Source organism: Pseudonocardia sp. SID8383, assembly GCF_009864975.1.
Lineage (GTDB): Bacteria > Actinomycetota > Actinomycetes > Mycobacteriales > Pseudonocardiaceae > Pseudonocardia > Pseudonocardia alni.
The window spans coordinates 1-19,428 of sequence record NZ_WWFY01000136.1; the positions used below are offsets into that span (position 1 = coordinate 1).

General features: G+C 74.2%; 27 protein-coding genes. 10 read left to right on the top strand and 17 right to left on the bottom strand.

The window, feature by feature from the left end; all coding sequences use genetic code 11:
* A partial coding sequence (locus GTW08_RS03160) for a hypothetical protein (RefSeq protein ID WP_161151388.1) occupies nt 1-762 on the top strand: 762 nt, incomplete at its 5' end.
* A gap of 66 nt (nt 763-828) precedes the next feature.
* Here GTW08_RS03160 and GTW08_RS03165 read toward each other — a convergent pair.
* The 11 genes from GTW08_RS03165 to GTW08_RS03215 form a co-directional block, all read right to left on the bottom strand.
* A complete protein-coding gene (locus GTW08_RS03165) occupies nt 829-1,428 on the bottom strand; it encodes a hypothetical protein (RefSeq protein ID WP_073575991.1) in 600 nt (199 codons plus the stop codon).
* Nucleotides 1,428-1,973, bottom strand: coding sequence for a DUF6286 domain-containing protein (locus GTW08_RS03170; RefSeq protein WP_073575990.1), 546 nt, complete (start codon nt 1,971-1,973; stop codon nt 1,428-1,430). Before GTW08_RS03170 ends, GTW08_RS03165 begins: the two co-directional genes overlap by 1 nt.
* Nucleotides 1,970-2,485 (bottom strand): Asp23/Gls24 family envelope stress response protein, encoded by a 516-nt coding sequence (locus GTW08_RS32400; protein WP_161151389.1) that lies wholly within the window; start codon nt 2,483-2,485, stop codon nt 1,970-1,972. The genes GTW08_RS03170 and GTW08_RS32400 overlap by 4 nt, the downstream gene beginning before the upstream one ends.
* Nucleotides 2,486-2,490: 5 nt before the next feature.
* On the bottom strand, nt 2,491-2,703 hold the full coding sequence (locus tag GTW08_RS03180; protein WP_062398628.1) for a hypothetical protein: 213 nt from the start codon (nt 2,701-2,703) through the stop codon (nt 2,491-2,493).
* A gap of 67 nt (nt 2,704-2,770) precedes the next feature.
* A complete protein-coding gene (locus GTW08_RS03185; protein ID WP_073575989.1) occupies nt 2,771-3,172 on the bottom strand; it encodes a hypothetical protein in 402 nt (133 codons plus the stop codon).
* Nucleotides 3,169-3,633, bottom strand: a complete 465-nt coding sequence (locus tag GTW08_RS03190) for an Asp23/Gls24 family envelope stress response protein (RefSeq protein ID WP_073575988.1) — start codon at nt 3,631-3,633, stop codon at nt 3,169-3,171. The genes GTW08_RS03185 and GTW08_RS03190 overlap by 4 nt, the downstream gene beginning before the upstream one ends.
* 280 nt (nt 3,634-3,913) lie before the next feature.
* Nucleotides 3,914-4,387, bottom strand: a complete 474-nt coding sequence (locus tag GTW08_RS03195) for a hypothetical protein (RefSeq protein ID WP_161151390.1) — start codon at nt 4,385-4,387, stop codon at nt 3,914-3,916.
* 109 nt (nt 4,388-4,496) lie between these two features.
* Complete coding sequence (locus tag GTW08_RS03200; protein ID WP_073575986.1) at nt 4,497-5,312, bottom strand: class I SAM-dependent methyltransferase; 816 nt, start codon at nt 5,310-5,312, stop codon at nt 4,497-4,499.
* Nucleotides 5,313-5,418: 106 nt separating this feature from the next.
* Nucleotides 5,419-5,964, bottom strand: coding sequence for a L,D-transpeptidase (locus GTW08_RS03205; RefSeq protein WP_073575985.1), 546 nt, complete (start codon nt 5,962-5,964; stop codon nt 5,419-5,421).
* A 316-nt stretch (nt 5,965-6,280) separates the two neighbouring features.
* The gene (locus GTW08_RS03210; RefSeq protein WP_073575984.1) at nt 6,281-6,607 is read right to left on the bottom strand and encodes a putative quinol monooxygenase; all 327 of its coding nucleotides are present in this window, start codon (nt 6,605-6,607) and stop codon (nt 6,281-6,283) included.
* A gap of 105 nt (nt 6,608-6,712) precedes the next feature.
* Complete coding sequence (locus tag GTW08_RS03215) at nt 6,713-7,738, bottom strand: NAD(P)-dependent alcohol dehydrogenase (protein WP_073575983.1); 1,026 nt, start codon at nt 7,736-7,738, stop codon at nt 6,713-6,715.
* 250 nt (nt 7,739-7,988) lie between these two features.
* Here GTW08_RS03215 and GTW08_RS03220 point away from each other — a divergent pair, with 250 nt between their 5' ends.
* The 7 genes from GTW08_RS03220 to GTW08_RS32645 all read left to right on the top strand — a co-directional run bounded on the left by GTW08_RS03220 (nt 7,989) and on the right by GTW08_RS32645 (nt 12,387).
* Nucleotides 7,989-9,098 (top strand): hypothetical protein, encoded by a 1,110-nt coding sequence (locus GTW08_RS03220; protein WP_073575982.1) that lies wholly within the window; start codon nt 7,989-7,991, stop codon nt 9,096-9,098.
* A gap of 17 nt (nt 9,099-9,115) precedes the next feature.
* Complete coding sequence (locus GTW08_RS03225; RefSeq protein WP_073575981.1) at nt 9,116-9,643, top strand: PadR family transcriptional regulator; 528 nt, start codon at nt 9,116-9,118, stop codon at nt 9,641-9,643.
* A gap of 56 nt (nt 9,644-9,699) precedes the next feature.
* On the top strand, nt 9,700-10,149 hold the full coding sequence (locus tag GTW08_RS03230) for a DUF1707 SHOCT-like domain-containing protein (protein ID WP_073575980.1): 450 nt from the start codon (nt 9,700-9,702) through the stop codon (nt 10,147-10,149).
* Entirely contained in the window at nt 10,136-10,543 is a 408-nt protein-coding gene (locus GTW08_RS03235) for a hypothetical protein (protein WP_073575979.1), read from the top strand. Before GTW08_RS03230 ends, GTW08_RS03235 begins: the two co-directional genes overlap by 14 nt.
* Nucleotides 10,544-10,574: 31 nt before the next feature.
* Complete coding sequence (locus GTW08_RS03240; protein ID WP_073575978.1) at nt 10,575-11,207, top strand: class I SAM-dependent DNA methyltransferase; 633 nt, start codon at nt 10,575-10,577, stop codon at nt 11,205-11,207.
* A 14-nt stretch (nt 11,208-11,221) separates the two neighbouring features.
* Complete coding sequence (locus GTW08_RS03245) at nt 11,222-11,605, top strand: hypothetical protein (RefSeq protein ID WP_073575977.1); 384 nt, start codon at nt 11,222-11,224, stop codon at nt 11,603-11,605.
* A 377-nt stretch (nt 11,606-11,982) separates the two neighbouring features.
* Nucleotides 11,983-12,387, top strand: coding sequence for a transglycosylase family protein (locus GTW08_RS32645; protein ID WP_308292840.1), 405 nt, complete (start codon nt 11,983-11,985; stop codon nt 12,385-12,387).
* A 56-nt stretch (nt 12,388-12,443) separates the two neighbouring features.
* Here GTW08_RS32645 and GTW08_RS03255 read toward each other — a convergent pair whose 3' ends face one another.
* The 4 genes from GTW08_RS03255 to GTW08_RS03270 form a co-directional block, all read right to left on the bottom strand.
* Nucleotides 12,444-13,595 (bottom strand): acyl-CoA dehydrogenase family protein, encoded by a 1,152-nt coding sequence (locus GTW08_RS03255; protein ID WP_073575976.1) that lies wholly within the window; start codon nt 13,593-13,595, stop codon nt 12,444-12,446.
* On the bottom strand, nt 13,592-14,602 hold the full coding sequence (locus tag GTW08_RS03260; protein ID WP_073575975.1) for a TIGR03617 family F420-dependent LLM class oxidoreductase: 1,011 nt from the start codon (nt 14,600-14,602) through the stop codon (nt 13,592-13,594). Before GTW08_RS03260 ends, GTW08_RS03255 begins: the two co-directional genes overlap by 4 nt.
* 1 nt (nt 14,603) lies before the next feature.
* Nucleotides 14,604-15,491, bottom strand: a complete 888-nt coding sequence (locus tag GTW08_RS03265; protein WP_073575974.1) for an alpha/beta fold hydrolase — start codon at nt 15,489-15,491, stop codon at nt 14,604-14,606.
* Between the two features lie 65 nt (nt 15,492-15,556).
* Nucleotides 15,557-16,027 carry a MarR family winged helix-turn-helix transcriptional regulator gene (locus GTW08_RS03270; RefSeq protein WP_073575973.1) on the bottom strand — a complete coding sequence of 157 codons (471 nt, stop codon included), beginning with the start codon at nt 16,025-16,027 and terminating at the stop codon, nt 15,557-15,559.
* A gap of 57 nt (nt 16,028-16,084) precedes the next feature.
* On the opposite strand from GTW08_RS03270, the gene GTW08_RS03275 reads away from it, so the two are divergent.
* Nucleotides 16,085-16,936, top strand: a complete 852-nt coding sequence (locus tag GTW08_RS03275; RefSeq protein WP_073575972.1) for an alpha/beta fold hydrolase — start codon at nt 16,085-16,087, stop codon at nt 16,934-16,936.
* Here the strand turns inward: GTW08_RS03275 and GTW08_RS03280 are convergent.
* On the bottom strand, nt 16,926-17,534 hold the full coding sequence (locus tag GTW08_RS03280) for a class I SAM-dependent methyltransferase (RefSeq protein WP_073575971.1): 609 nt from the start codon (nt 17,532-17,534) through the stop codon (nt 16,926-16,928). The two genes, GTW08_RS03275 and GTW08_RS03280, sit on opposite strands and share 11 nt — an antisense overlap.
* A gap of 20 nt (nt 17,535-17,554) precedes the next feature.
* Between GTW08_RS03280 and GTW08_RS03285 the strand changes: the two genes are divergently transcribed.
* Nucleotides 17,555-18,268 (top strand): alpha/beta fold hydrolase, encoded by a 714-nt coding sequence (locus GTW08_RS03285; protein ID WP_073575970.1) that lies wholly within the window; start codon nt 17,555-17,557, stop codon nt 18,266-18,268.
* On the opposite strand, the gene GTW08_RS30895 is transcribed toward GTW08_RS03285, so the two are convergent.
* Nucleotides 18,269-18,850 carry an alpha/beta hydrolase fold domain-containing protein gene (locus GTW08_RS30895; protein ID WP_202416328.1) on the bottom strand — a complete coding sequence of 194 codons (582 nt, stop codon included), beginning with the start codon at nt 18,848-18,850 and terminating at the stop codon, nt 18,269-18,271. It lies immediately after the preceding gene.
* Between the last annotated feature and the right edge of the window lie 578 nt (nt 18,851-19,428).

Genomic DNA, 19,428 nt, shown 5'->3' on the forward strand with positions numbered 1-19,428 from the left:
GCGGCGGCGCCCGGGGCCGCGAGCCCGTCCCGCGCGGAGCCGTCGCCCGAGGCCCAGGCCGCCGCGCCCGGCGCACCGCACCTGGCGCTGCTGCGTCGCGGGCCGGTCGTCGGCACCGCCGCCGCGATCGTCGCCGTGCTGGCGCTGGCCCACTACGGCGCCGCCGTCTACGGCATCGGGCGGCCCGGCTTCGAGATCCCCGCCCCGATCCGGCTGGGCACCGAGCTGAACATCTCGACCTGGTTCAGCTCGGCGATGCACCTGACCAACGCGGCGCTGCTCGCGCTGATCGCGGCGAACTCGGTGCGCCGCGAGCGGTGGCGCTGGATCCTGCTCAGCCTGTCCTGCGCGGTCGTCGCGATGGACGAGACCGCGGCCAACCACGAGCAGGTCGGCTGGATCATCCACACCACGTTCGGCACGAGCGGCTTCCTGACCTACGCCTGGATCATCCCGGCGGTGGTGCTCGTCGCGGTCGTCGCGGCGCTGTGCCTGCCGATGGTGCTGCGTCGCCCGGGGGCCTGGCTCGTCGTCGCCGGGGCGGCGGTGTTCCTGCTCGGCGCGGTCGGGCTGGAGTCGGCCGGTGGGGCCCTGTTCGAGCAGACCGGTGACGTGCAGTCCTTCGCCTACAACGTCCTGGCCGGGACCGAGGAGACCTTCGAGATGGCCGGTCTGGTCATCGCGATGGCCGGGCTGCTGCGTATGGCGGGCGGCAGCGGCCTGCGGATCGCCGGCGCCGGGTTCGTCGACCGGTCCCGCTGACCCACCCGCACACGACGACGGGGCCCCGGTGATCCGGGGCCCCGTCGTCGTGAGTCCGTGCGGTGTTCAGCCCACCCGCGAGTGCTCCTTCTCCTCGGCGAGGCGCAGCACCAGATCGGCGCGCCCGGACTCGATGTCCAGTGCGGACCGCAGCCGCGGCAGCGCGTGGTCGGTGATCCGGGTGCGCAGCGCGGCGAGGTCGGCACCGTCGTCCGCGGTCACGTCCAGGTGGATCTCCGGACGGCGGCGGTCCCCGACGAGCGCGGCGGCGGCGCGCTGGACGCCGTCGTAGCTTTCGATGTCGGCGGCCAGTGCGTCCGCGGCGTGGTCGGAGTGGATCCGGGTCGTCCCGGCGTCCCGGCCCGCCACCTGCGCGGACGGCAGTGTCCACGCCGAGGTGCGCGGCCTGCGCCGGGCCTGGGCGAGCAGCCAGCGCAGCGCCAGCAGCCCGACCACGACGGCGACGGCGAGCGTCACCCACGGCGCCCACTCGGGCAGCGTGAGACCGGCGGGCAACAGCGGGACCGACGGGTCGATCCCGGGAAGCACCTGGCGCAGGACGCCCGTGCCGAACAGCAGCCCGAACACGCCCGCGACGAGCAGGACGAGCCCGATCAGGAACAGCAGGGTCCGGTTGAGCCGGGCCGGTGGGGTCGCGCTGGCCATCACGCCTCCTGCTGCTTCGTGCCGGTCACGGACACCGTGACCTTCGGGCTGCGGGCCGGTCCGACGGCGTCGAGCCGTTGCGCGACCGCGCTGCGGACCCGGTCGCGCAGGTCCGCACGCTCGCCGAACGCGGCGTGCGCGGTGACGGCGGCGCGACGCCCGGTGCTCTTCACCGACGCCTTGGTGATGCCGTCGACGTCGGTGGCGGCGTCGGCCAGCGTCCGGTTCAGGCTGCGCCGGGTGACGCCGGAGTCGAGGTGCTCGGCACCGCCGGCCGGGGTCAGCGGGAACACGGTGGGGGTGCCGGGACGCAGTGCGACCACGACGAGCACCAGCCCGACCAGCGCGACCAGACCGGACACGACGAGCACGGGCACGTCGGCACCGGTGAACCCGGCGATGCTGGACCCGAGCAGGCCGAAGTCGACGATCGGCTGCTGTCCGAGGAGCAGCTGCACGACCGCGACGGCGACGACGACGCAGAGCGCGAGCAGGACCAACGCCACGATGCCCGCGGCGAGGGACTTGCGGGGGCGGCGGATCATTCGAGCTCCCTCGCGGCCGGCCGGGCGGCGCCCGGGAGGGTGAGTGCGGTGACGACGACGTCGACCCGCGCGACGGACAACCCGGTCAGCGCCTCGACCTGCCGCACGACGTGCGCGCGGGCGCGGTCGCAGACCGCAGCCACCGGGGACGGGTAGGCGACGGAGATCCGCGCGTCGATCCGGGTCGACTGCCCGGAGACGGTCGCCTCGACGCGGGGGTGGCCGCCGGAGTCGTCGCGGCCGAGCATCCGCCCGACCGTGCCGGTGGTGCCACCGACACCCTCGGTCTCCTCCAGGGCCCCGAGCGCGATCTTCTGTACGACCTGGTCGGCGACGTCGACCCGGCCGCGGTCCTCCGGGGCCGTGCCGCCGGAGCCGTCGGCACCCGCGGAGCCGGCGCCGGTGTCGATCGTGCGGGTCGGGGTGTCGTCCGGCGGGGGAGGGGCGAGGCGGGTGGCCCGGATCGTGTCCGGGTCCCCGGTCGCCGTCCCCGTCGGCTCGACGGTGCTCACCGGGTTCACCGGACCTTGTCGCGGCCGCGCCCGGACAGTCCCGACCGCTCGGAGAGCTCGGACAGGTCGAGGTCGCCGTCGAGCCAGCGGCCGACGGCGAGGCCGATCGCGCCGAGGATCAGGGCGAGGACGAACCCGCCGAAGCCGCCGACGATGCCGGCGATGGCCAGGAGGAGGCCGGCGATCAGGCCGATCTGGGTGTTCGTGGACAGGGACATCACAGTCACGTCCTTCGAGACGAGGAGGTACCGGACGTCCGGGGATGTGGGCGGGCGTCCGGGCGGGTCAGGGGGTGGCCGCGGGAGGGACCGGGAGCTCGCCGGTGGCGGGTGCCGAGTCGGACGGCCGGATCGGCGTCGATTCGGTGGGGCCGGCGTAGTCGCCGACCACCACGTCCACCCGCGCGCCCCCGACGACCGGGAGCAGTGCGGTGCGGACCTGGCGGTCGATCTCGGCCACGGAGGCCGGGTAGCGGCCGACCACGTGCACCTCGACGGCCGGGGCCGTGGGGTCCACGCGGATGCCGCTCACCCGGCGTCCGGGCAGGTAGGTGGCGATCTCACCGAACCGGCCGCCGTGCAGCTGTGCGACGCCGGGGCAACCCAGCACCGCGTCGGCGATCCGGTCGGTGTCGACCGCACCCGTGGCGACGATCCCGTCGCCGTCCGCGGCGACGCGGGCGCTCACGCCACCCGCGAGGTGGACTCGATCTTCTTCGGCTCCTCGTCCTTGCCGTCGTCCTCGGACGGCAGGTGGACGTCGTCGACCGAGATGTTGACCTCGACGACCTCGAGTCCGGTCATCCGCTCCAGGGCGGAGATGACGTTGCGGCGGACGGCCTTCGCCAGGTCGGCGATGGAGACGCCGTACTCGACGACGACGTTGATGTCGACGGCGGCCTGCTTCTCGCCGACCTCGACCGACACACCCTGCGAGGCGTTGGTGGTGCCACCCGGGATGCGCTCGCGCAGCGCGCCGAACGCGCGGGCCGCGCCGCCGCCGAGGGCGTAGATGCCGCTGACCTCGCGGGCCGCCAGACCGGCGATCTTCGAGACGACCGTCTCGGCGATGCGGGTGCTGCCGTGCTCGGACTGCAGGGCGGACGGGGTGCCGGTGACGGCCGGGGTCTTGGTCTCGGTGGTGCTCATGTGCGCCTCCAGGTCGTGGCCCGGTATCGGGCCTCACAGTGGTCCGGATCGGGGGGCCGGTTCGTTCCGGTGGTGCCCCGTCGATCCGCTCGACACACATAGGAGGTCCCGGGGCGGCACATCCTCACGGGCGACCTCACGTGGTCGTCGTCACACCGCGGTCGGGGCTGCGGGCCGCTGACCTGGGTTGGAACCCTGTGACCTGCGACGGGAGGTCCGGGCGGGAGATCGGGCCGACCGGTTTGCGATCACCCGATCAGATGATCATCGGACGTGGCGCTCAGCCGGGCGGGAGGCCGATCGTCCAGCCGGTGACATCGCGCAGTGCCACCTGCCAGCAGGCCGGCTCGACGTAGTTCGGCCCGCCGGCGGCGGTCGGGACCACGAGCGCGTCGGTGAAGTAGATCCAGTGGATGTCCTTCACCGGGATGTCCCGGCCGGGGTGCTCGTCGCCGCGGCCGTCGGCCATGTCGTCGAACATGTCGGCCATCGACGCCGCGGACTTGTTGCCCGGGTCGTCCGCGGTGAGCCGGCGCAGCTGGTCCCCGAGCCCGCGCAGCCAGGCCGAGGGGTGCACGGCGTTGCCGAACACGAGCCCGGCCGGTGTGGCGACGGTGAGCGGGACGCTGTTGCGCTCGTCGCGGTAGGCGATCGACAGCACCGCCTGCAGGTAGCTCGGTGCGCTCAGCTCGGGGATCGTGACCACGCGCTGCGCATCGGCCATTCCGGCGGGTCCGTCGGCGTCGACCGTCATGACTCCGGACGGTAACCAGGAACCGCCCGGTCACGACAGGTCCACGTCGACCTGACGAGAACGACCGGACGGTCCAACGGTCGCACCGCCACCCGGCCCAGCCGACCCCTCAGGAACGGCGTGCGCGCGCTGCGACGCCCGGCTCCGGGCGGCGTGGGGACGGCACCGCCACCTCGGGGCGGACCACGACGTCGAACCGGGCCCCGGCGCGGTCGGGGCCGACGCCGTCGACGGTCTCGTGCGCCCGGCCCGTCAGTCCGCGGGCGGCCGCCGCGGCGGCGAGCGCCTCGTGTACCCGGTCGGCCGTCCCGGCCTGTCCGAACGCCCCGCGGTAGTGGTAGGCGAGCAGCACCCCGCCCGGCCGGAGGCGGTCCAGCAGGGCGGCCAGGCCGACCTGCAGCGTGACCGTCTCCCAGTAGTAGAGGACGTCGGAGCAGACGATCAGGTCGAAGTCGCCCTCGGGCATCTCGTGCGGGAGCGTGCGGCGGACGAAGGTCCCCGACGGCACCCGGGCGGCGGCCCGCTGGACCGCGGCCGAGCAGATGTCGACCCCGAGCAGTGCCGCGGTGTGCCCGGCGAGACGGACCGCCAGGTCACCCTCGCCGCAGCCGACCTCCAGCACCCGGTCGAAGCGGCGGCCGGCGAGCGCATCCATGACGGTGCCGTACTTCTGCTGCTCGTAGGCCGACAGCCCGATCGAGTACGGGTCCGGGCTGCGGTAGAGCCGGTCGTGCGTGCGCCGGCCCCAGCCCGGCTGCCACAGCCAGGTCTGGCCGGTCCAGCGCGGGTCGCGCTCGTCGCGGCCGAGCCGGGCCAGGCCGCGCACCGGGACCGCGGCGGCACGCGCGCCGCCGCTCAGGGAGAGCCGCGCGATCCGCCGGGCGTGGTCGAGCGGCGTGCGGCGGGCGGTTCGGCTCGCGGCCATCGGGCGCTCCCGGGGACGGACGGGTGATGCGTCCGGTGTGTCGCCGGACGACCATCTCCGCGTTACGCCGGATGCCCGAGCACTCCCCGATGCGGTGACTCCGCGCTCACTGCCCCTGACGGGCCGCGGTCTCCTCGGAGGCCTTCACGACCTGCACCTGGTCGCCGATCTGCAGGTAGTCGAAGTACGCCTTGGCCTCGTCCGGCGGGACGTGGATGCAGCCGGCCGAGGAGCGGTTCGGGTCGCCGCTGTGGAAGGCGATGCCGCCGTCGTTGAAGAACACCGACCAGGGCATCGGGGCCGGGTCGCCGTTCGGCAGCCGCGACTCCTCGCTCTTGTGGGTCGCGTCCTTGCGGTAGACGCGCAGGGAGTGGCCGACCGGGGTCTCCTGGCCGTTGCCGCCCGAGGAGATGCCGATCGGGCCACGGACGACCTTGCCGTCCTGGATGAGCCAGGACTTCTGCGAGTCCAGGTCGACGCAGGCCTTGGCGGTGATCGAGCACGGGGTGCCCGGGACGAGCGGCTGTGCGCGGGCCTGCTCGGCGGCGGGGGATCCGGCCAGTGCCGTCCCGGCGACGGCGACACCCGCGATGGTGGCCAGTCCGAGGCCCAGTGCGACGAGGCGGCGGGGCCGCTGCCGGACGGTGTCCATGGGGTGCTCCTGTTCGTCCGCGCCGCTCGGGGCGGCGACGCCACGTAATCGTTCCGTCACCGTGGGAGACGCGCGGGGAGCGCCCAGGTTGCGTGACGAAAAGCTCCGCCGTGCGCAGCCAGTCTGCACCGCGGCCCCGACCGGCCCGGACGCGGTGCGCTCCCGTCCCGATCACCCGGAAGGACCGTCTCGGTTCCGATGTCCGGTCCGCCCGGCTCCGTCCGTCCGGCGCAGGGGGACACCTGCTCACGGCACCGGTGGACGCGACGATGCCGGCGCCCCGTGGGGTCGCCGGCATCGTCGGGAGGGAGGGGGATCAGCGCGGGGTGACCTCGCCCATCTCGACCCAGACGTCCTTGCCGTCCTCGCTCTGGAAGTTGACGAGCGGCTTCTCCGGCACGACCGAGCCCATGAAGTCGAAGAACTTCTGCGCGTGGTCGGTCTTGACGTGCGCGTCGCCGGCCGCGCTGTCCTTGAAGACCTCCACGATCACGAACTCGTTCTGCTTCTCGTAGTTCTCGTGGTAATCGAAGGAGATGTTTCCCGGCTCGGAGTTCACGTCCTTCTTGTACTGCGAGATGCCGGACAGCCACTCCTCGCGCTTGTCCGGGCGGATCTGGGCCTTGAGCACGATGAGGATCACATGAGCCTCCGGTTCACTTCTGGTCGGCAACGTCGCCGGGATCTTTCCACGGATCGCCGCACCGCGGGCGTCTCGAAGTGCGACGCCGCGGGCTTGACGACCCCCTCAGCCGAAGGTCGCGGTGTCGATCACGAAGCGGTAGCGCACGTCGCCCCGCACGACCCGCTCCCAGGCCTCGTCGACCTGGTCGCAGGAGATCGTCTCGATGTCGGCGCCGAGCCCGTGCTCGGCGCAGAAGTCCAGCATCTCCTGGGTCTCGCGGATGCCACCGATCTTCGAGCCGGACAGGCTCTTGCGGCCTGCGACCAGTGAGAACCCGTGGTAGGACAGCTTCTCCTCGGGCACGCCGACGTTGACCATCGAGCCGTCGAGCTTCAGCAGCCCGAGGTAGTCGTCGACCGGGATCACCGCGGCCACGGTGTTGACGATCAGGTCGAAGGATCCGGCCAGCTCGGTGAAGGTGGACTCGTCCTCGGTCGCGTAGTAGTGCGCTGCTCCGAGTCGCTTGCCGTCCTGCTCTTTGGACAGCGTGCGGGAGAGCACCGTGACCTCGGCGCCCATCGCCGCGGCGATCTTCACGCCCATGTGGCCGAGACCGCCCATGCCGACGATCGCCACCTTCTTCCCGGGGCCCGCGCCCCAGTGGTGGAGCGGGGAGTAGAGCGTGATGCCGGCACAGAGCAGCGGCGCGGCGACGTCGAGCTCGACGCCGTCCGGGATGCGCAGCACGTAGTTCTCGTCGACGACGATCTGCGTGGAGTAGCCGCCGTAGGTGGGCTCGCCGTCGTACTCCTTCGCGTTGTAGGTCTGCACCTCGCCCTCGAGGCAGTACTGCTCCTCGCCGGCCCTGCAGTTCTCGCACTCGCGGCAGGAGTCGACGAAGCAGCCGACGCCGACGGTGTCGCCCACGGCGTAGCGGGTCACGTCGTCGCCGACCGCGGAGACGACGCCGGCGATCTCGTGGCCGGGGACCATCGGGTAGATGCCCTCGCCCCACTCGTCGCGGGCCTGGTGGATGTCGGAGTGGCAGATCCCGGCGTACCGGATGTCGATGACGACGTCGTGCGGCTTCGGGTCGCGACGGGTCACGGTCCCGCGCTCGAACGGCTTGTTCGGGCCGGCGGTGGTCATGGCGGGCACGGTCGTGGGCACGTTTCCTCCTGGTCGGCGTCGCGTGTGGACGTCGTGTCTGGGGTGGCCGGGCTCCGGTGCCGCGGCGGGGACGGGCGGCCGTCGTGCAGCCGCATCGCCATGTGGCTACCCGTTGATGGTTGTGCACAATGCGTCGGCGGGCTGTGGTTCACGTCTCCCACCCGCGGAGGAGCGCAGGATCCGTCGGAGGAGGGATCCGCGACCGCGCCACCGTCCCTACCGTCGTGTCATGACCGGGACGAGGGGGGACGCCGCGGTGCGGCGGGAGGACGGTGTGGACGGTGCCGCCGCGACGACGGCGGTGCCGACGACGCCGCGGCCGTGGTGGAGCCGGGTGGGCTGGGTGCTGCACGCGCTGCTGCGGTTCGTCCTGATCATGGTCATGCAGGCCTACGTGTGGTCGAAGCTCAACCTGACCCAGATGGGCCGGGCCGACTACTCCGACGCGCTGGCCATGACCGGCGAGAAGAGCCCGATGGGCCTGCTGTGGGGGCTCATGGCCTACTCCCCGGTGATCCAGTTCCTCGCCGGGTTCGCCGAGCTCGTCGTCGTGCTGCTGCTGGTGTTCCGGCGCACGGCGTGGATCGGTGGCCTGCTCGGCACCGTCGCGCTCGGCACCGTCTTCCTGCTGAACATGACCTACGACGTGCCGGTCAAGCAGATCGCCCTGGCCCTGACGGTCGGGTTCGCGCTCGTCGCGGCCCCGGAGCTGCCGCGGGTGGTGCGGTTCCTGGCCGGGCGCCCGACGGCCGCGACCGAGGGGGCCCCGCGGCTGCTGCCGTGGCCGAGGGTCCGCCGGGTCACCCGGTGGCTCGTCCCGGTGCTCGGGCTGGTCCTGGTCGCCGCGCAGGGCGTGCTGTTCCAGCAGTTCCAGCCCGCCCTCCAGCGGGGTGACCTCGCGCTCGCCGGGGTCTACCGGGTGGTGGAGGACCCCACGGCTCCGGCCGCGCGGCTCGCCGACGACCGGCGCTGGCAGCACGTGGCCGTCGGGCAGTGGACCTACGTCGGGCCGTCGGTCCCGCTCCCCGGCTACCCGCAGTCCGGGTCCGCCGGGATCGCGATCCGGCTCGCCGACAGCACGTTCGTCCGCGGGACGTGGCGGCCCGTGGGGGACCGGACGATCCGGGTCGAGTGGAACCCGCCGCAGTCCGGGGCCGCCCCGATGTTCGAGCCCGCCGTCCGGACGGTCGAACTCACCTGGGCGGTCCGGCCCGACGGCCGGGTGGAGCTGGCCGGGGACGGGCAGCGGCTCGTGCTGGAGAGCGATCCGGAGCTGCGCTTCCTCTACGACCGCGGCTTCTCCTGGGCGGAGGGCAACGGGGCGGCCGTCAACCGCTGAGGCTCTACGCTGGCCCGATGCTTCCGCGGCTGGGTCTCGCCGAATGGGTGGTGCTGGCCGTGGCCGGTGAGCGTCCGGTGCACGGTTTCGCCGTCGCCGCGCTCACCGCGGCCGACGGCGAGCTGGGCCGGGTCTGGCAGATCCCGCGCCCGGTCGTCTACCGGGCCATCGGCAGGCTGGTCGACGCCGGCCTGATCACCGCCGAGGCCGTCGAGACGAAGGGCGGCCCGCCCCGCACCCTCTACGCCGCCACCCCGACCGGTCGGGGCCACGTGGACGCCTGGCTGGGCACTCCGGTCCCGCACGTGCGGGACCTGCGGTCGGAGTTCCTGCTGAAGCTGGCGGTGCTGCACCGGCACGGCCGGGATGCGACCGCGCTGGTCGACGCCCAGCGTCGCGAGCTGGCCCCGATCGTCGCGGCGCTGCGGGCCGAGCAGGACCGGGCCGGACGGGCGGGGGACGGCGCCGACGAGTTCGACCGGATGCTGGCCGCCTGGCGGCGCACCTCGGCGGAGGCGGCGCTGGCCTTCCTCGACGAGCTCTGACTTGTGCCCCAGGCACGGATAGCGGATAGTATCGGTATCCGATCAGGAGGGTGGTCATGATGGACGTACGCATCGGTGACGCCGAGCGGGAGCGCGCACTGGAGCGGCTCGGCAGGCACGTGGGGGACGGGCGGCTCGACCTCGCCGAGTTCTCCACCCGCAGCGAGCAGGTGACCGCGGCGCGTACGGCGTCGGAGCTCGCCGCGGTCGAGGCGGACCTGCCCCGGCTGCCGCGACCCGCCGACCCGGAGCGTGAGCGCCGGGTCCGCCGGACCGTCCTGGCTGCGACCTGGGGGCCGTGGGCGCTGACCGCGGTGGTCGTCCTGACGGTCTGGGCCGCCGTCGCGCTCGGCGGGGGCGGGGGCTACTTCTGGCCGATCTGGGTCATCGGGCCGTGGGGTGCGGTGCTCGCGCTCGGCACGCTCACCGGTCGCTCGGTCGCCGGTCCGTGCGGGCGGGCGAGAACCGGCGCGGAACGGGTACACCGGGTACATGCCCCGTCGTGACCTGACCTGGATCCCCCGCCTGCTGGGCGCCGCCACCGCCGCCTACGGCGCGGCCGTCGCCGCGAAGCCGGACGTGCTGCTGTCGCCGACGAAGCTGTCCGGCGGCGGCCGGACCCCGTCCGCGGGGACCGCGCTGCTCGCGCGGGCGGTCGGCGGGCGGGACCTCGCGTCCGGCCTGGCCATGGCGCTGGCTCCGGCCGGCACCCCGCTCAAGGCCGCCGTCGCGGTGCGGGTCGGCGCCGACATCGTCGACCTCGTGGTGCTGGGCTCCCAGCTCCCCGACCGTGACGCCCGGGAGAAGGCGACCATGGTCGCCGCCGGCTGGGGCGCGCTGTGCGCGCTCTCGCTGCTTGCCGCCGACCCGCCGCGCCGGGGGTTGCTCGGGCGCGCATGACAGCCCGCGGGCCGTCCACCATGATCGGGCGATGGCCACGAGCACCGGGGGCGACCCCCACCTGGAACGCGCCTACTCGCTGAGCGGCCCGGCCGACGCCCGGGCCCTCTACGACGAGTGGGCCCCCACCTACGACGCCGACCTCACCGGCGAGGCCCAGGGCTACGTCGCGCCCGCGGTCACCGCGGACGCCGTCGTCGCGGCCGCGGGCCCCGGCGGGGAGATCCTCGACGCCGGTTGCGGCACGGGGCTGGTCGGCGTCGCGCTCCGCGAGCGCGGCGCGACCACCGTCGACGGGATCGACCTGTCGACCGGGATGCTGGAGCGGGCCCGCGCCACCGGCGCCTACCGGGACCTGCGCGAGGCCGACCTCACCGCCGCGCTGGTGCTGCCCGACGACTCCTACGACGTCGTCGTCTGCGTCGGGACGCTCACCCACGCCCACGTCGGGCCCTCGGCGCTGGCGGAGTTCACCCGGGTCGTGCGGCCGGGCGGCTACCTGGTCGCGACCGTCCTCGACGACGTTTGGGAGTCCGGGGGCTACCGTGCCGAGGTCGACCGGCTCGCCGCCGCCGACGTGTTCGAGGCCGTCTCGATCGAGGTCGCGCCCTACCGGTCCGGGCAGCAGGTCGACTGCCGCCTCCTGGTGCTGCGGGTGCGGTAGGTGAGGATGGGCCCATGAGCGACGACCGCGGCCCGGTGACCGGGCGCCGGATCCTGACCGTGCTGCTGGTGCTCGCCGCCGCCGTGCACGTCCGGCTCGCGTTCGGCGCCGTGGGACCGGTCCTGGCCGGGCTGGACGGGCTCGTCGCCGCGGCCGCCGTCGTGTCGCTGCTCCTGCTGCTGCGCCGGGCCGACGGCCCGGCGCTGCTCGCCTGTGCCGTCGCCGGCGGGCTCGGTGTCGCGCTGTTCCTCGTGCCCGGGCTCCTCGCCGTCGCGCAGGGGGTGAACTGGACCGCCTGGCTCGACGCGTGGGCGTTCGGCGGTCTGCTGCTCGACGCGATGGTCGTGCGGATCGCGGTGTTCACCCTGCGCCGGGCCGAGGGCGCGCCGCGCCGCTGATGCCGGTGGAACATCTCCGGATCGAAAGCATCGGCCTGGTTCCTGTCTGTTCCGTGATCGTGAAAATGCGCTCCTGAGCTGGGACGACGTACCCGACCGTTATCTCCGTGTGATACGTCACCGGTCGCCCGCTTGACCTGATCTCGGCCGGTCGGCGACCTTCGTGGTCGCTCCGGTCCACACGGCCGGGGCACGCACCGAAGCGCCGGAACCGCCACGCCACCACGGCCCCGTCCCGCGGTCCCCGGCCAGTCGACCTGCACGGACCGAGACGGGGCCGCGGGCCGCGAGTCCCCTCGCGACGACACCGGCACAGCGCTCCCCGCGCGACCGGCCCGCCCGGAAAGCCGTGGGTCCGGACCTCAGGTGATCACACAATGAGCAGCACGCGCATGTCCATCCGTGGGCGTTTCGTCGGATCTCTCGTCGCCGGTGTCCTGGCGTTCGGCGCTCCGCTCGCCCTCGCCGGGCCCGCGACGGCCGCCCCCGAGACCTCCGCCGCGGTCGCCCCCGCCGCCGTCGCGGTCCCCACGCAGTCCGTCGCGACCTCGACGTGGGACAAGCTCGCCCAGTGCGAGTCCAGCGGGGACTGGAACACCAACACCGGCAACGGCTTCTCCGGCGGCCTGCAGTTCACGCCGTCCACCTGGAAGGCCTTCGGCGGGTCGGGCAAGGCGCACAACGCCAGCAAGTCCGAGCAGATCCGCGTCGCCGAGAACGTCCTGGACGCCCAGGGCTGGAAGGCGTGGCCGGCCTGCTCCAAGAAGCTGGGCCTGCGGTAGTACGCGGCACGTACGGCGGCCGGTGACCCGGGCGGGTCACCGGCCGCCGTCGTGTGTCAGTAGCTGCGGGGCAGCCCGAGCACGTGCTCGGCGACGTGGGTGAGCACCATCTCCTGCGGCAGCGGTGCCAGGCGCATCAGGCGGGCCTCGGTGAAGTAGCGGCTCACGTCGTACTCGGTGGCGTAGCCGAACCCGCCGAGGGTCTGCACCGCCCGGTCCGCGGCGAAGAACGCGGCCTCGGCGGCCAGGAACTTCGCGGTGTTGGCCTGCTCGCCGCACGCCTCGCCCGCGTCGTAGCGGGCGGCGGCGTCGGCGATCACCAGCGCCGCCGCGTGCAGCCGCATGTGCGCCTCGGCCAGCGGGAACGCGATGCCCTGGTTCTGCCCGATCGGCCGCCCGAACACGGTGCGCTCCTTCGCGTAGGCGACGGCGGCGGCCAGCGCGGCCCGCCCGGTGCCCAGCGCCTCGGCGGCGATCAGGATCCGTTCCGGGTTGAGCCCGTCGAGGATCAGCCGGAAGCCGCGGCCCTCCTCGCCGACCAGGTCGGCGGCGTCGACGGGCAGGTCGTCGTAGACGACCTCGCAGGACACCACCGCGTTGCGGCCCAGCTTGTCGATCGGGGTGATCGTGACCTCGGGGCGCTGCAGGTCGGCGAGCAGCAGCGACAGCCCGTCGGTCCGCGTCGCCACCTCCGCGCGCGGGGTGGTGCGCACCAGCAGCAGGACCTTGTCGCAGAACGGCGCCTTCGACGTCCACACCTTGCGCCCGCGGACCAGGTACCGGTCGCCGTCGCGGCGGGCGGTCGTGGTGATCGCGGTGGTGTCGAGACCCGCGTCCGGCTCGGTGACGCCGAACGCGACCTGCAGCGACCCGTCGGCGACCCGGGGCAGGTAGCGCCGCCGCATCTCCTCCGAGCCGTGCCGGACGACCGGGTTCATCCCGAACACCGACAGGTGGATCGCCGACGCCCCGTTCATCGCCGCACCGGACGCGGCGACCTCCTCCATCACCGCGGCGGCCTCGGAGATCCCGGCACCCCCGCCGCCGTAGGCCTCGGGGACGGCGACGCCGATCCAGCCGCCGGCGGCCATCGCGTCGTGGAACTCCTGCGGGAACCGGTGCTCGCGGTCGCAGGTGCGCCAGTACTCCGCCCCGAAGCCGGAGCAGACCGCGCGGACCCCCTCCCGGATCTCCGGATGCGTGCTCACGCCGCGCGCAGCCGGGTGGCGACGTCGAGCACCAGGGCGGGGTCGGCGTCGTAGGGGGTGTTGAGCGAGACCCGGTCGACGAGGCCGCGGTAGCGGTCCGCGATCCCGGACGCCACCCCGGCCGGGTCGCCTGTGACGGCGAACAGGGCCAGCAGGTCGTCGTCGACCAGGCCGGTCATCTCGTCCCAGGCCTGCCGGCGCGACAGTCCGTTGAGCTCGTCGGCGAGCGCGCCGCGGCCGTGGTGCTCCAGCACCGGCCTGTACGGCGGGGTGGAGGCGTAGAAGGCGATCTGGCGTCGCACCCCGGCCTCGGCGACGGCCCGGGCCTCGGCGTCGGCGCCCAGGACCGCGAAGACCGGGAGGCACACGTCGAAGCCGGTGAGGTCGTCGCGGCCACGTCCGCGGCGCAGCGCGGGCAGCGTCACCTCCGCCAGGTACGACGGCGAGGTCAGCGAGTGCGCCAGCAGCCCGTCGGTGACCCGGCCCGCGACCTCGGTCATCCGCTCGCCGACCGCGGCCAGCATCACCGGCGGGATCCCGTGCGGGTTCGGACCCGGTGAGAAGAACTCGGTCATCAGGGTGTGGGAGTAGAACTCGCCGCGGTGATGCAGCCGGCCCCCGGTGGCCCAGGCGTCGAAGATCGCCCGCAGGGCGGAGACGAAGTCCTCCATCCGGGCCGCGGGGCGGCTCCACGGCATCCCGAACCGGCGCTCGATGTGCGGGCGGACCTGCGAGCCGAGCCCCAGGTCGAACCGGCCGCCGGAGAGCAGCTGCACGTCGTTGGCCTGGTAGGCCAGCGTCATCGGGTTGCGGGCGAAGGCGACCGCGATCGCCGACTGCAACCGGATCCGGCTGGTCGCCCGGGCGGCCAGCGCCAGCGACACGAACGCGTCGTGCGAGGTCTCGGGGACCGACAGGGCGTCGTAGCCCTCGGCCTCCGCGGCGACGGCCGCCGCCTCGGTCTCGAGCGGGGAGGCGGAGAAGCCGCCGGTGGTGTCGACGCGCACCTCAGGCACCCCGCTGCTCGGGGACGACACGGTCGAGCCAGGACAGCAGGTCCGCGACGATCTCCTCGCGGTTGGTCTCGTTGAACACCTCGTGCCGGGCACCCGGCCAGATCGTCAGCGTGACGTCGTGCAGCCCGGCCTCGGCGTAGCGCTCGGTCAGCGGCCGCACCAGGGCCAGCCCGGCGTTGACCGGGTCCTCGTCCCCGACGACGACGTACACCGGCAGCCCGCCCGCGATCCGCTTCAGCGTGGCGACCTCGCCGAGCGGCCGGGCGGCGGCGAACATCGCCTGCGTGCCGGGCAGGTCGAGACCGAAGCCGCAGCGGGCGTCGGCGACGTAGGCGTCGACCTGCGCGGGGTCGCGGCTGAGCCACTCGAAACCGGTGCGCTGCTCGAACGGCGCGTTGAACGACGACAGGTCCAGTGGCGCGGACAGGTCCAGGCCCTGCTCCATCAGGTCGAGCAACGCGGTGCCGGACAGCACGACCGCGTCCGGCGGCGTCCCGTCGGCGACGAGGGACTGCTGCACGGCGAACGAGCCCATGCTGTGACCGAGCAGCACCAGCGGGGCGCCCGGGTGCTCGGCGCGGGCGTGCGCGGACAGCAGCCCGATGTCGCCGACCAGCTGCTCCCAGCCGTCGTCGCCGAGGACGCCGAAGTTCTCGGGCCCGCCCGCGGTGGCTCCGTGACCGCGGTGGTCCTGGGCGTAGACGGCGAAGCCGCGGGCGGTCAACGCGTCGGCGAGGGCGATGTAGCGCAGGGCGTGCTCGCCCATGCCGTGGGTGATCTGGACGATCCCGCGCACCGGGTCGTCCGCGGCAGCGGGGAGCCAGCGGTAGGCGGTGACGGCGGCGCCGTCGCGGCCGGAGAAGGTGAACGTGTCGGACATGCGTGGGCACCGCCAGTGGTGGGGGGTCGATCTCGGTCGGATCGTGCGCCACCGGGCCGAGGGGGTCAATGCCCGGGTTCGATCTCCGGTTCGATCTCGGTCAGGTCGGCGACCATCGCGGCGAGTACCCGCAGCGTCGCGTCGACGTCGGCGGGGTCGAGGTGTCCGGCGACCGCGCGCAGCCGCGCGTGCTCCCGTCCGACGACCTCGTCGATCACCGCGCGCCCGGCCGGCGTCGGCACGATCAGGGGGGACCGCCGGTGCCGCGGGTTGTCCGCCCGCTCGACGAGCCCGGCGGCCAGCGCGTCGTCGACCATCCGCTGCACGAACTGCCGGCTGAGCGACTGCGACCGCCCGATCCCGGGCACGGTCATCGGACCGTGCCGCCGGAGCTGGTCGAGCACCGCGCGCACGCCCGCCGAGACCCGGTTGTCCGGCGCGGACTCCTCGACCTCGCGCAGCACCCGCCGGTAGAGGGGGCCCACGAGTACGTAGACCTCGGCCAGCTTCTCGGCGGTGTCGTCGATGTCGGGCACCCTCCGAGTATGACACCTGGGTTGTCATGATGCCCAAATAATGACACCTTGGTTGTCATGACGCTTGCCCTCGCCCAGGTCACCGTCCCGACGTTCCTGCCCGTGGAGGACGGCCGGATCGCCTACCGCGACACCGGCCCGCACCCGGACGGGCGCCCGCCGCTGGTGTTGCTGCACGGGGGCGCCGTCGACGGACGGATGTGGTCGCGTCAGATCGGGCCGCTGTCCGCCCGGCACCGGGTCGTGGTGCCGGACGCCCGCGGGCACGGCGCGTCGTCGACGCCCGGCCCGCAGGGCCACCGGCCGCACACCGACCTCGCCGCGCTGCTGGAGCACCTCGACGCCGGGCCGGTCGCGCTCGTCGGACTGTCGATGGGGGCGCGGGTCGCGTTCGACACCGCGCTGGAACGCCCGGACCTCGTCGACCGGGTCGTGCTGTGCGGCGCCGGCGCGGGCGAGCCGGTGTGGACCGACCCGTGGACGGTCGACACCATGGCGCGCTGGGAGCAGGCGCGCCTGGACCTCGACGCCGAGCGCTGGGTCCGGGTGTTCCTGGAGTTCGTGCCCGGCCCGTTCCGCACGGAGGCCGACGTGGACCCGGCCGTTGTCGCCGAGATCCGGCTGATGGCGGTCGACCTGCTGTCCCACCACCTGCCCGCGGACCCGGCCGCGCCCCCGGGCCCGATCGGCTTCCTCGACGACGCCGTCGAGCGCGCCGGCGCGTTCCCGGTGCCGCTGCTCGGTCTCGTCGGCGCCCTCGATTCCGACGACCACCGGCGGATCGTCGCCGACACGGTCGCCGCCGTCCCGGACGGCAGCCCCGGCGAGATCGGTGGGACCGCGCACTACCCGAACATGGAGCGTCCGCCGGAGTTCGAGCGGGCGGTGCTGGACTTCGTCAGCCGGTAGGGGTGCGGGCCCACACCGCGTACAGCGGGTCCCCGGGTGCGCCGCAGTCACGGGCCGCCGGGGTGTCGAACGCGCCGCTGCGCCGGAAGTACTCGCCGACGATCGCGACCCGCGTCCTGTCGTCTGAGGCGAGCCAGCCGCGGACCGCCTTGGTCGGGAAGCAGCGGTTCGAGAACGTGGCGGCGAACACCCCGCCCGGCACCAGCACCCGTCCCACCTCGGCGAACACCGCGACCGGGTCGGTCAGGTAGTCGACCGAGACGGTGCAGACGCAGGCGTCGAACGCGGCGTCGGCGAAGGGGAGCACCGGGTCGGCGTTGAGGTCGTGGCGGACGGCCTCGTGGGCCATCTCGTTGGCGGCGAGCTCGGCCCGGTTCATGCCCAGCACGGTCAGGTGCTCCGGGCGGTGCGGCAGGTGCGACACCCACGACGACATCAGGTCCAGCACCCGGCCGGTGGTGCCGATCTCGTCGTAGAACGCCGACGCGGCGGCGATCGCGCCCTCGTCGATGTGCTGGACGAAGCGCGGGGGCAGGTAGAACTCGCGGTCGTCGACTTGGTCGGCGCGGTCGAAGAAGCCGTCGGGGAAAACGCTCATCGTCGTGGAAGTCTGCCGTCATGACGACGTTCGTGCTGGTCCACGGCGCCTGGGGCGGCGCCCACTCCTTCCACCTGGTGCGTCCGCTGCTGCGCGCGGCCGGCCACGACGTGGTGACGCCCGCGCTCACCGGCATCGGGGAGCGCTCGCACCTGGCCGGGCCGTGGATCGACCTGTCCGTCCATGTGCGCGACGTGGTCGACGCCGTGCTCTACGAGGACCTGCGCGACATCGTCCTGCTCGGGTTCTCCTACGGCGGCATGGTCGTCACCGGGGCGCTCGACGAGATCGGCGACCGGGTCCGCGAGCTGGTCTACCTCGACGCGTTCGTCCCCGCCGCCGGCGAGTCCGCGCTGGACCTGGCGCCCGCCCTCGCCGGCGCGGTGCCGGCGCCGGGCGCACCGGGACTGGGGTCGTCGTGGCTGGTCCCGGGCCCGGAGCGGCACTACGACGACCCGGCCGAGGCCGCGTGGTCGGCGCCGCGGCGCTCCCCGCAGCCGGTCCGCACGTTCACCGAGCCGGTGCGGCTGTCCCGGCCGCTGGAGCAGTGGCCGTGCGGCCGGACGTTCGTGCGGGCCACCCGGGAGGACGTCGCGGGCGGGGCGTTCACCGCGGCCGCCGACCGTGCCCGGACCTCCGACGCCTGGCGCTACGCCGAGATCGACACCCACCACCTGGTGCCGCAGAACCGGCCCCGCGAGCTGGTCGCGCTGCTGCTGGACCTGGCCGGGTGATCAGCTGCCGAGCGCGCCGCGCAGCCAGGCGACCGAGCGCCCGGTGAAGTCGTCGGCGATCGCGACGCCCTTGCCCCAGCCGTCGAAGCCGTGCGGGGCGCCGGGGACGACGTCGAGCTCGACCGGCACCCCGGCCTCGCGCAGCCGCCGCGCGTAGGTGCTGTCCTCGTCGTGGAACAGGTCGACGTCGCCGACGCCGATCCACGCGGGCGGCAACCCGGACAGGTCGGCGCGACGGGCGGGCACCGCATACGGGGCGGGCTCGCCGGTCCCGGGCGGGCGCCCCAGGTAGGCGCGCCAGCCGACCTCGTTGTTGCGGTTGTTCCACACCCGGTGCGGGGGCCGGTCGAGCTCGCGACGGGCGGCGGTGCGGTCGTCGAGCATCGGGTAGACCAGCCACTGCGCGACCGGCTGCGGTCCGCCCTCGTCGTGCAGGCGCTGGACCAGCGCGGCGGCCAGGCAGCCCCCGGCGCTCGCCCCGCCGACGGCGATCCGCGCCGGGTCGACCTCCAGCCGGCCGGCGGCGTCCTGCAGCCAGGTCCAGCCGTCGTGGCAGTCGTCGCGCGGCCGGGAACGGGTCACCGGGCGCGAGCCGGTAGTCCACCGAGACGACGACGATCCCCAGGTCCGCGGCGAGCTCGCCGCACCGCACGTCGTCGATCATGGGGGAGCCCAGGACGAGGCCGCCGCCGTGGAACCACAGCAGCGCCGCGGGGGTCGTGCGGTGGTCGGGGACGTGCACGCGCAGCAGCGGCGGGCCCGGGTGGGTGGTGGACCGGACCCCGTCGACGGTGGCGGGCCTGCCGCGCCGGGACAGCCGCTGCAGCAGGCGCAGCAGCCGGGGGCGGTGCAGCGGGATCGGCGGGACCCACCGCAGGGGGCGACGCAGCTCGGCGGCGATCCGGTCGGTGCTCACGACCCGATCCTGCCGGTGCGGGCCGACCTCGCACATCTTCTGAGGACCTCGCACCGTCTGCAGGGGCTGCGAGGTGCGGGGAACCGGTGCGAGGTCGTGCGGCCCGTGGCCGACGGGGCGCTACCGGTCGCGGTGCCGGGCGGGGACCGCAGGGCGGTACCGGCGGTCGCGCGGGGAGGCGGTGTGGTGGCGCGGCGCTCGGTCAGCGCGACAGCGCCGCGGCCAGGCGCTGGGTCAGCGGGTC

Excerpts from the sequence above, each read along its gene's own strand:
- GTW08_RS03165 (WP_073575991.1), bottom strand. The coding sequence starts at position 1,428 with ATGGCCAGCGCGACCCCACCGGCCCGGCTCAACCGGACCCTGCTGTTC.
- GTW08_RS03170 (WP_073575990.1), bottom strand. The coding sequence starts at position 1,973 with ATGATCCGCCGCCCCCGCAAGTCCCTCGCCGCGGGCATCGTGGCGTTG.
- GTW08_RS03180 (WP_062398628.1), bottom strand. The coding sequence starts at position 2,703 with ATGTCCCTGTCCACGAACACCCAGATCGGCCTGATCGCCGGCCTCCTC.
- GTW08_RS03190 (WP_073575988.1), bottom strand. The coding sequence starts at position 3,633 with ATGAGCACCACCGAGACCAAGACCCCGGCCGTCACCGGCACCCCGTCC.
- GTW08_RS03195 (WP_161151390.1), bottom strand. The coding sequence starts at position 4,387 with ATGACGGTCGACGCCGACGGACCCGCCGGAATGGCCGATGCGCAGCGC.
- GTW08_RS03200 (WP_073575986.1), bottom strand. The coding sequence starts at position 5,312 with ATGGCCGCGAGCCGAACCGCCCGCCGCACGCCGCTCGACCACGCCCGG.
- GTW08_RS03205 (WP_073575985.1), bottom strand. The coding sequence starts at position 5,964 with ATGGACACCGTCCGGCAGCGGCCCCGCCGCCTCGTCGCACTGGGCCTC.
- GTW08_RS03215 (WP_073575983.1), bottom strand. The coding sequence starts at position 7,738 with ATGACCACCGCCGGCCCGAACAAGCCGTTCGAGCGCGGGACCGTGACC.
- GTW08_RS03220 (WP_073575982.1), top strand. The coding sequence starts at position 7,989 with ATGACCGGGACGAGGGGGGACGCCGCGGTGCGGCGGGAGGACGGTGTG.
- GTW08_RS03225 (WP_073575981.1), top strand. The coding sequence starts at position 9,116 with ATGCTTCCGCGGCTGGGTCTCGCCGAATGGGTGGTGCTGGCCGTGGCC.
- GTW08_RS03230 (WP_073575980.1), top strand. The coding sequence starts at position 9,700 with ATGATGGACGTACGCATCGGTGACGCCGAGCGGGAGCGCGCACTGGAG.
- GTW08_RS03235 (WP_073575979.1), top strand. The coding sequence starts at position 10,136 with ATGCCCCGTCGTGACCTGACCTGGATCCCCCGCCTGCTGGGCGCCGCC.
- GTW08_RS03240 (WP_073575978.1), top strand. The coding sequence starts at position 10,575 with ATGGCCACGAGCACCGGGGGCGACCCCCACCTGGAACGCGCCTACTCG.
- GTW08_RS03245 (WP_073575977.1), top strand. The coding sequence starts at position 11,222 with ATGAGCGACGACCGCGGCCCGGTGACCGGGCGCCGGATCCTGACCGTG.
- GTW08_RS32645 (WP_308292840.1), top strand. The coding sequence starts at position 11,983 with ATGAGCAGCACGCGCATGTCCATCCGTGGGCGTTTCGTCGGATCTCTC.
- GTW08_RS03265 (WP_073575974.1), bottom strand. The coding sequence starts at position 15,491 with ATGTCCGACACGTTCACCTTCTCCGGCCGCGACGGCGCCGCCGTCACC.
- GTW08_RS03275 (WP_073575972.1), top strand. The coding sequence starts at position 16,085 with ATGACGCTTGCCCTCGCCCAGGTCACCGTCCCGACGTTCCTGCCCGTG.
- GTW08_RS03280 (WP_073575971.1), bottom strand. The coding sequence starts at position 17,534 with ATGAGCGTTTTCCCCGACGGCTTCTTCGACCGCGCCGACCAAGTCGAC.
- GTW08_RS03285 (WP_073575970.1), top strand. The coding sequence starts at position 17,555 with ATGACGACGTTCGTGCTGGTCCACGGCGCCTGGGGCGGCGCCCACTCC.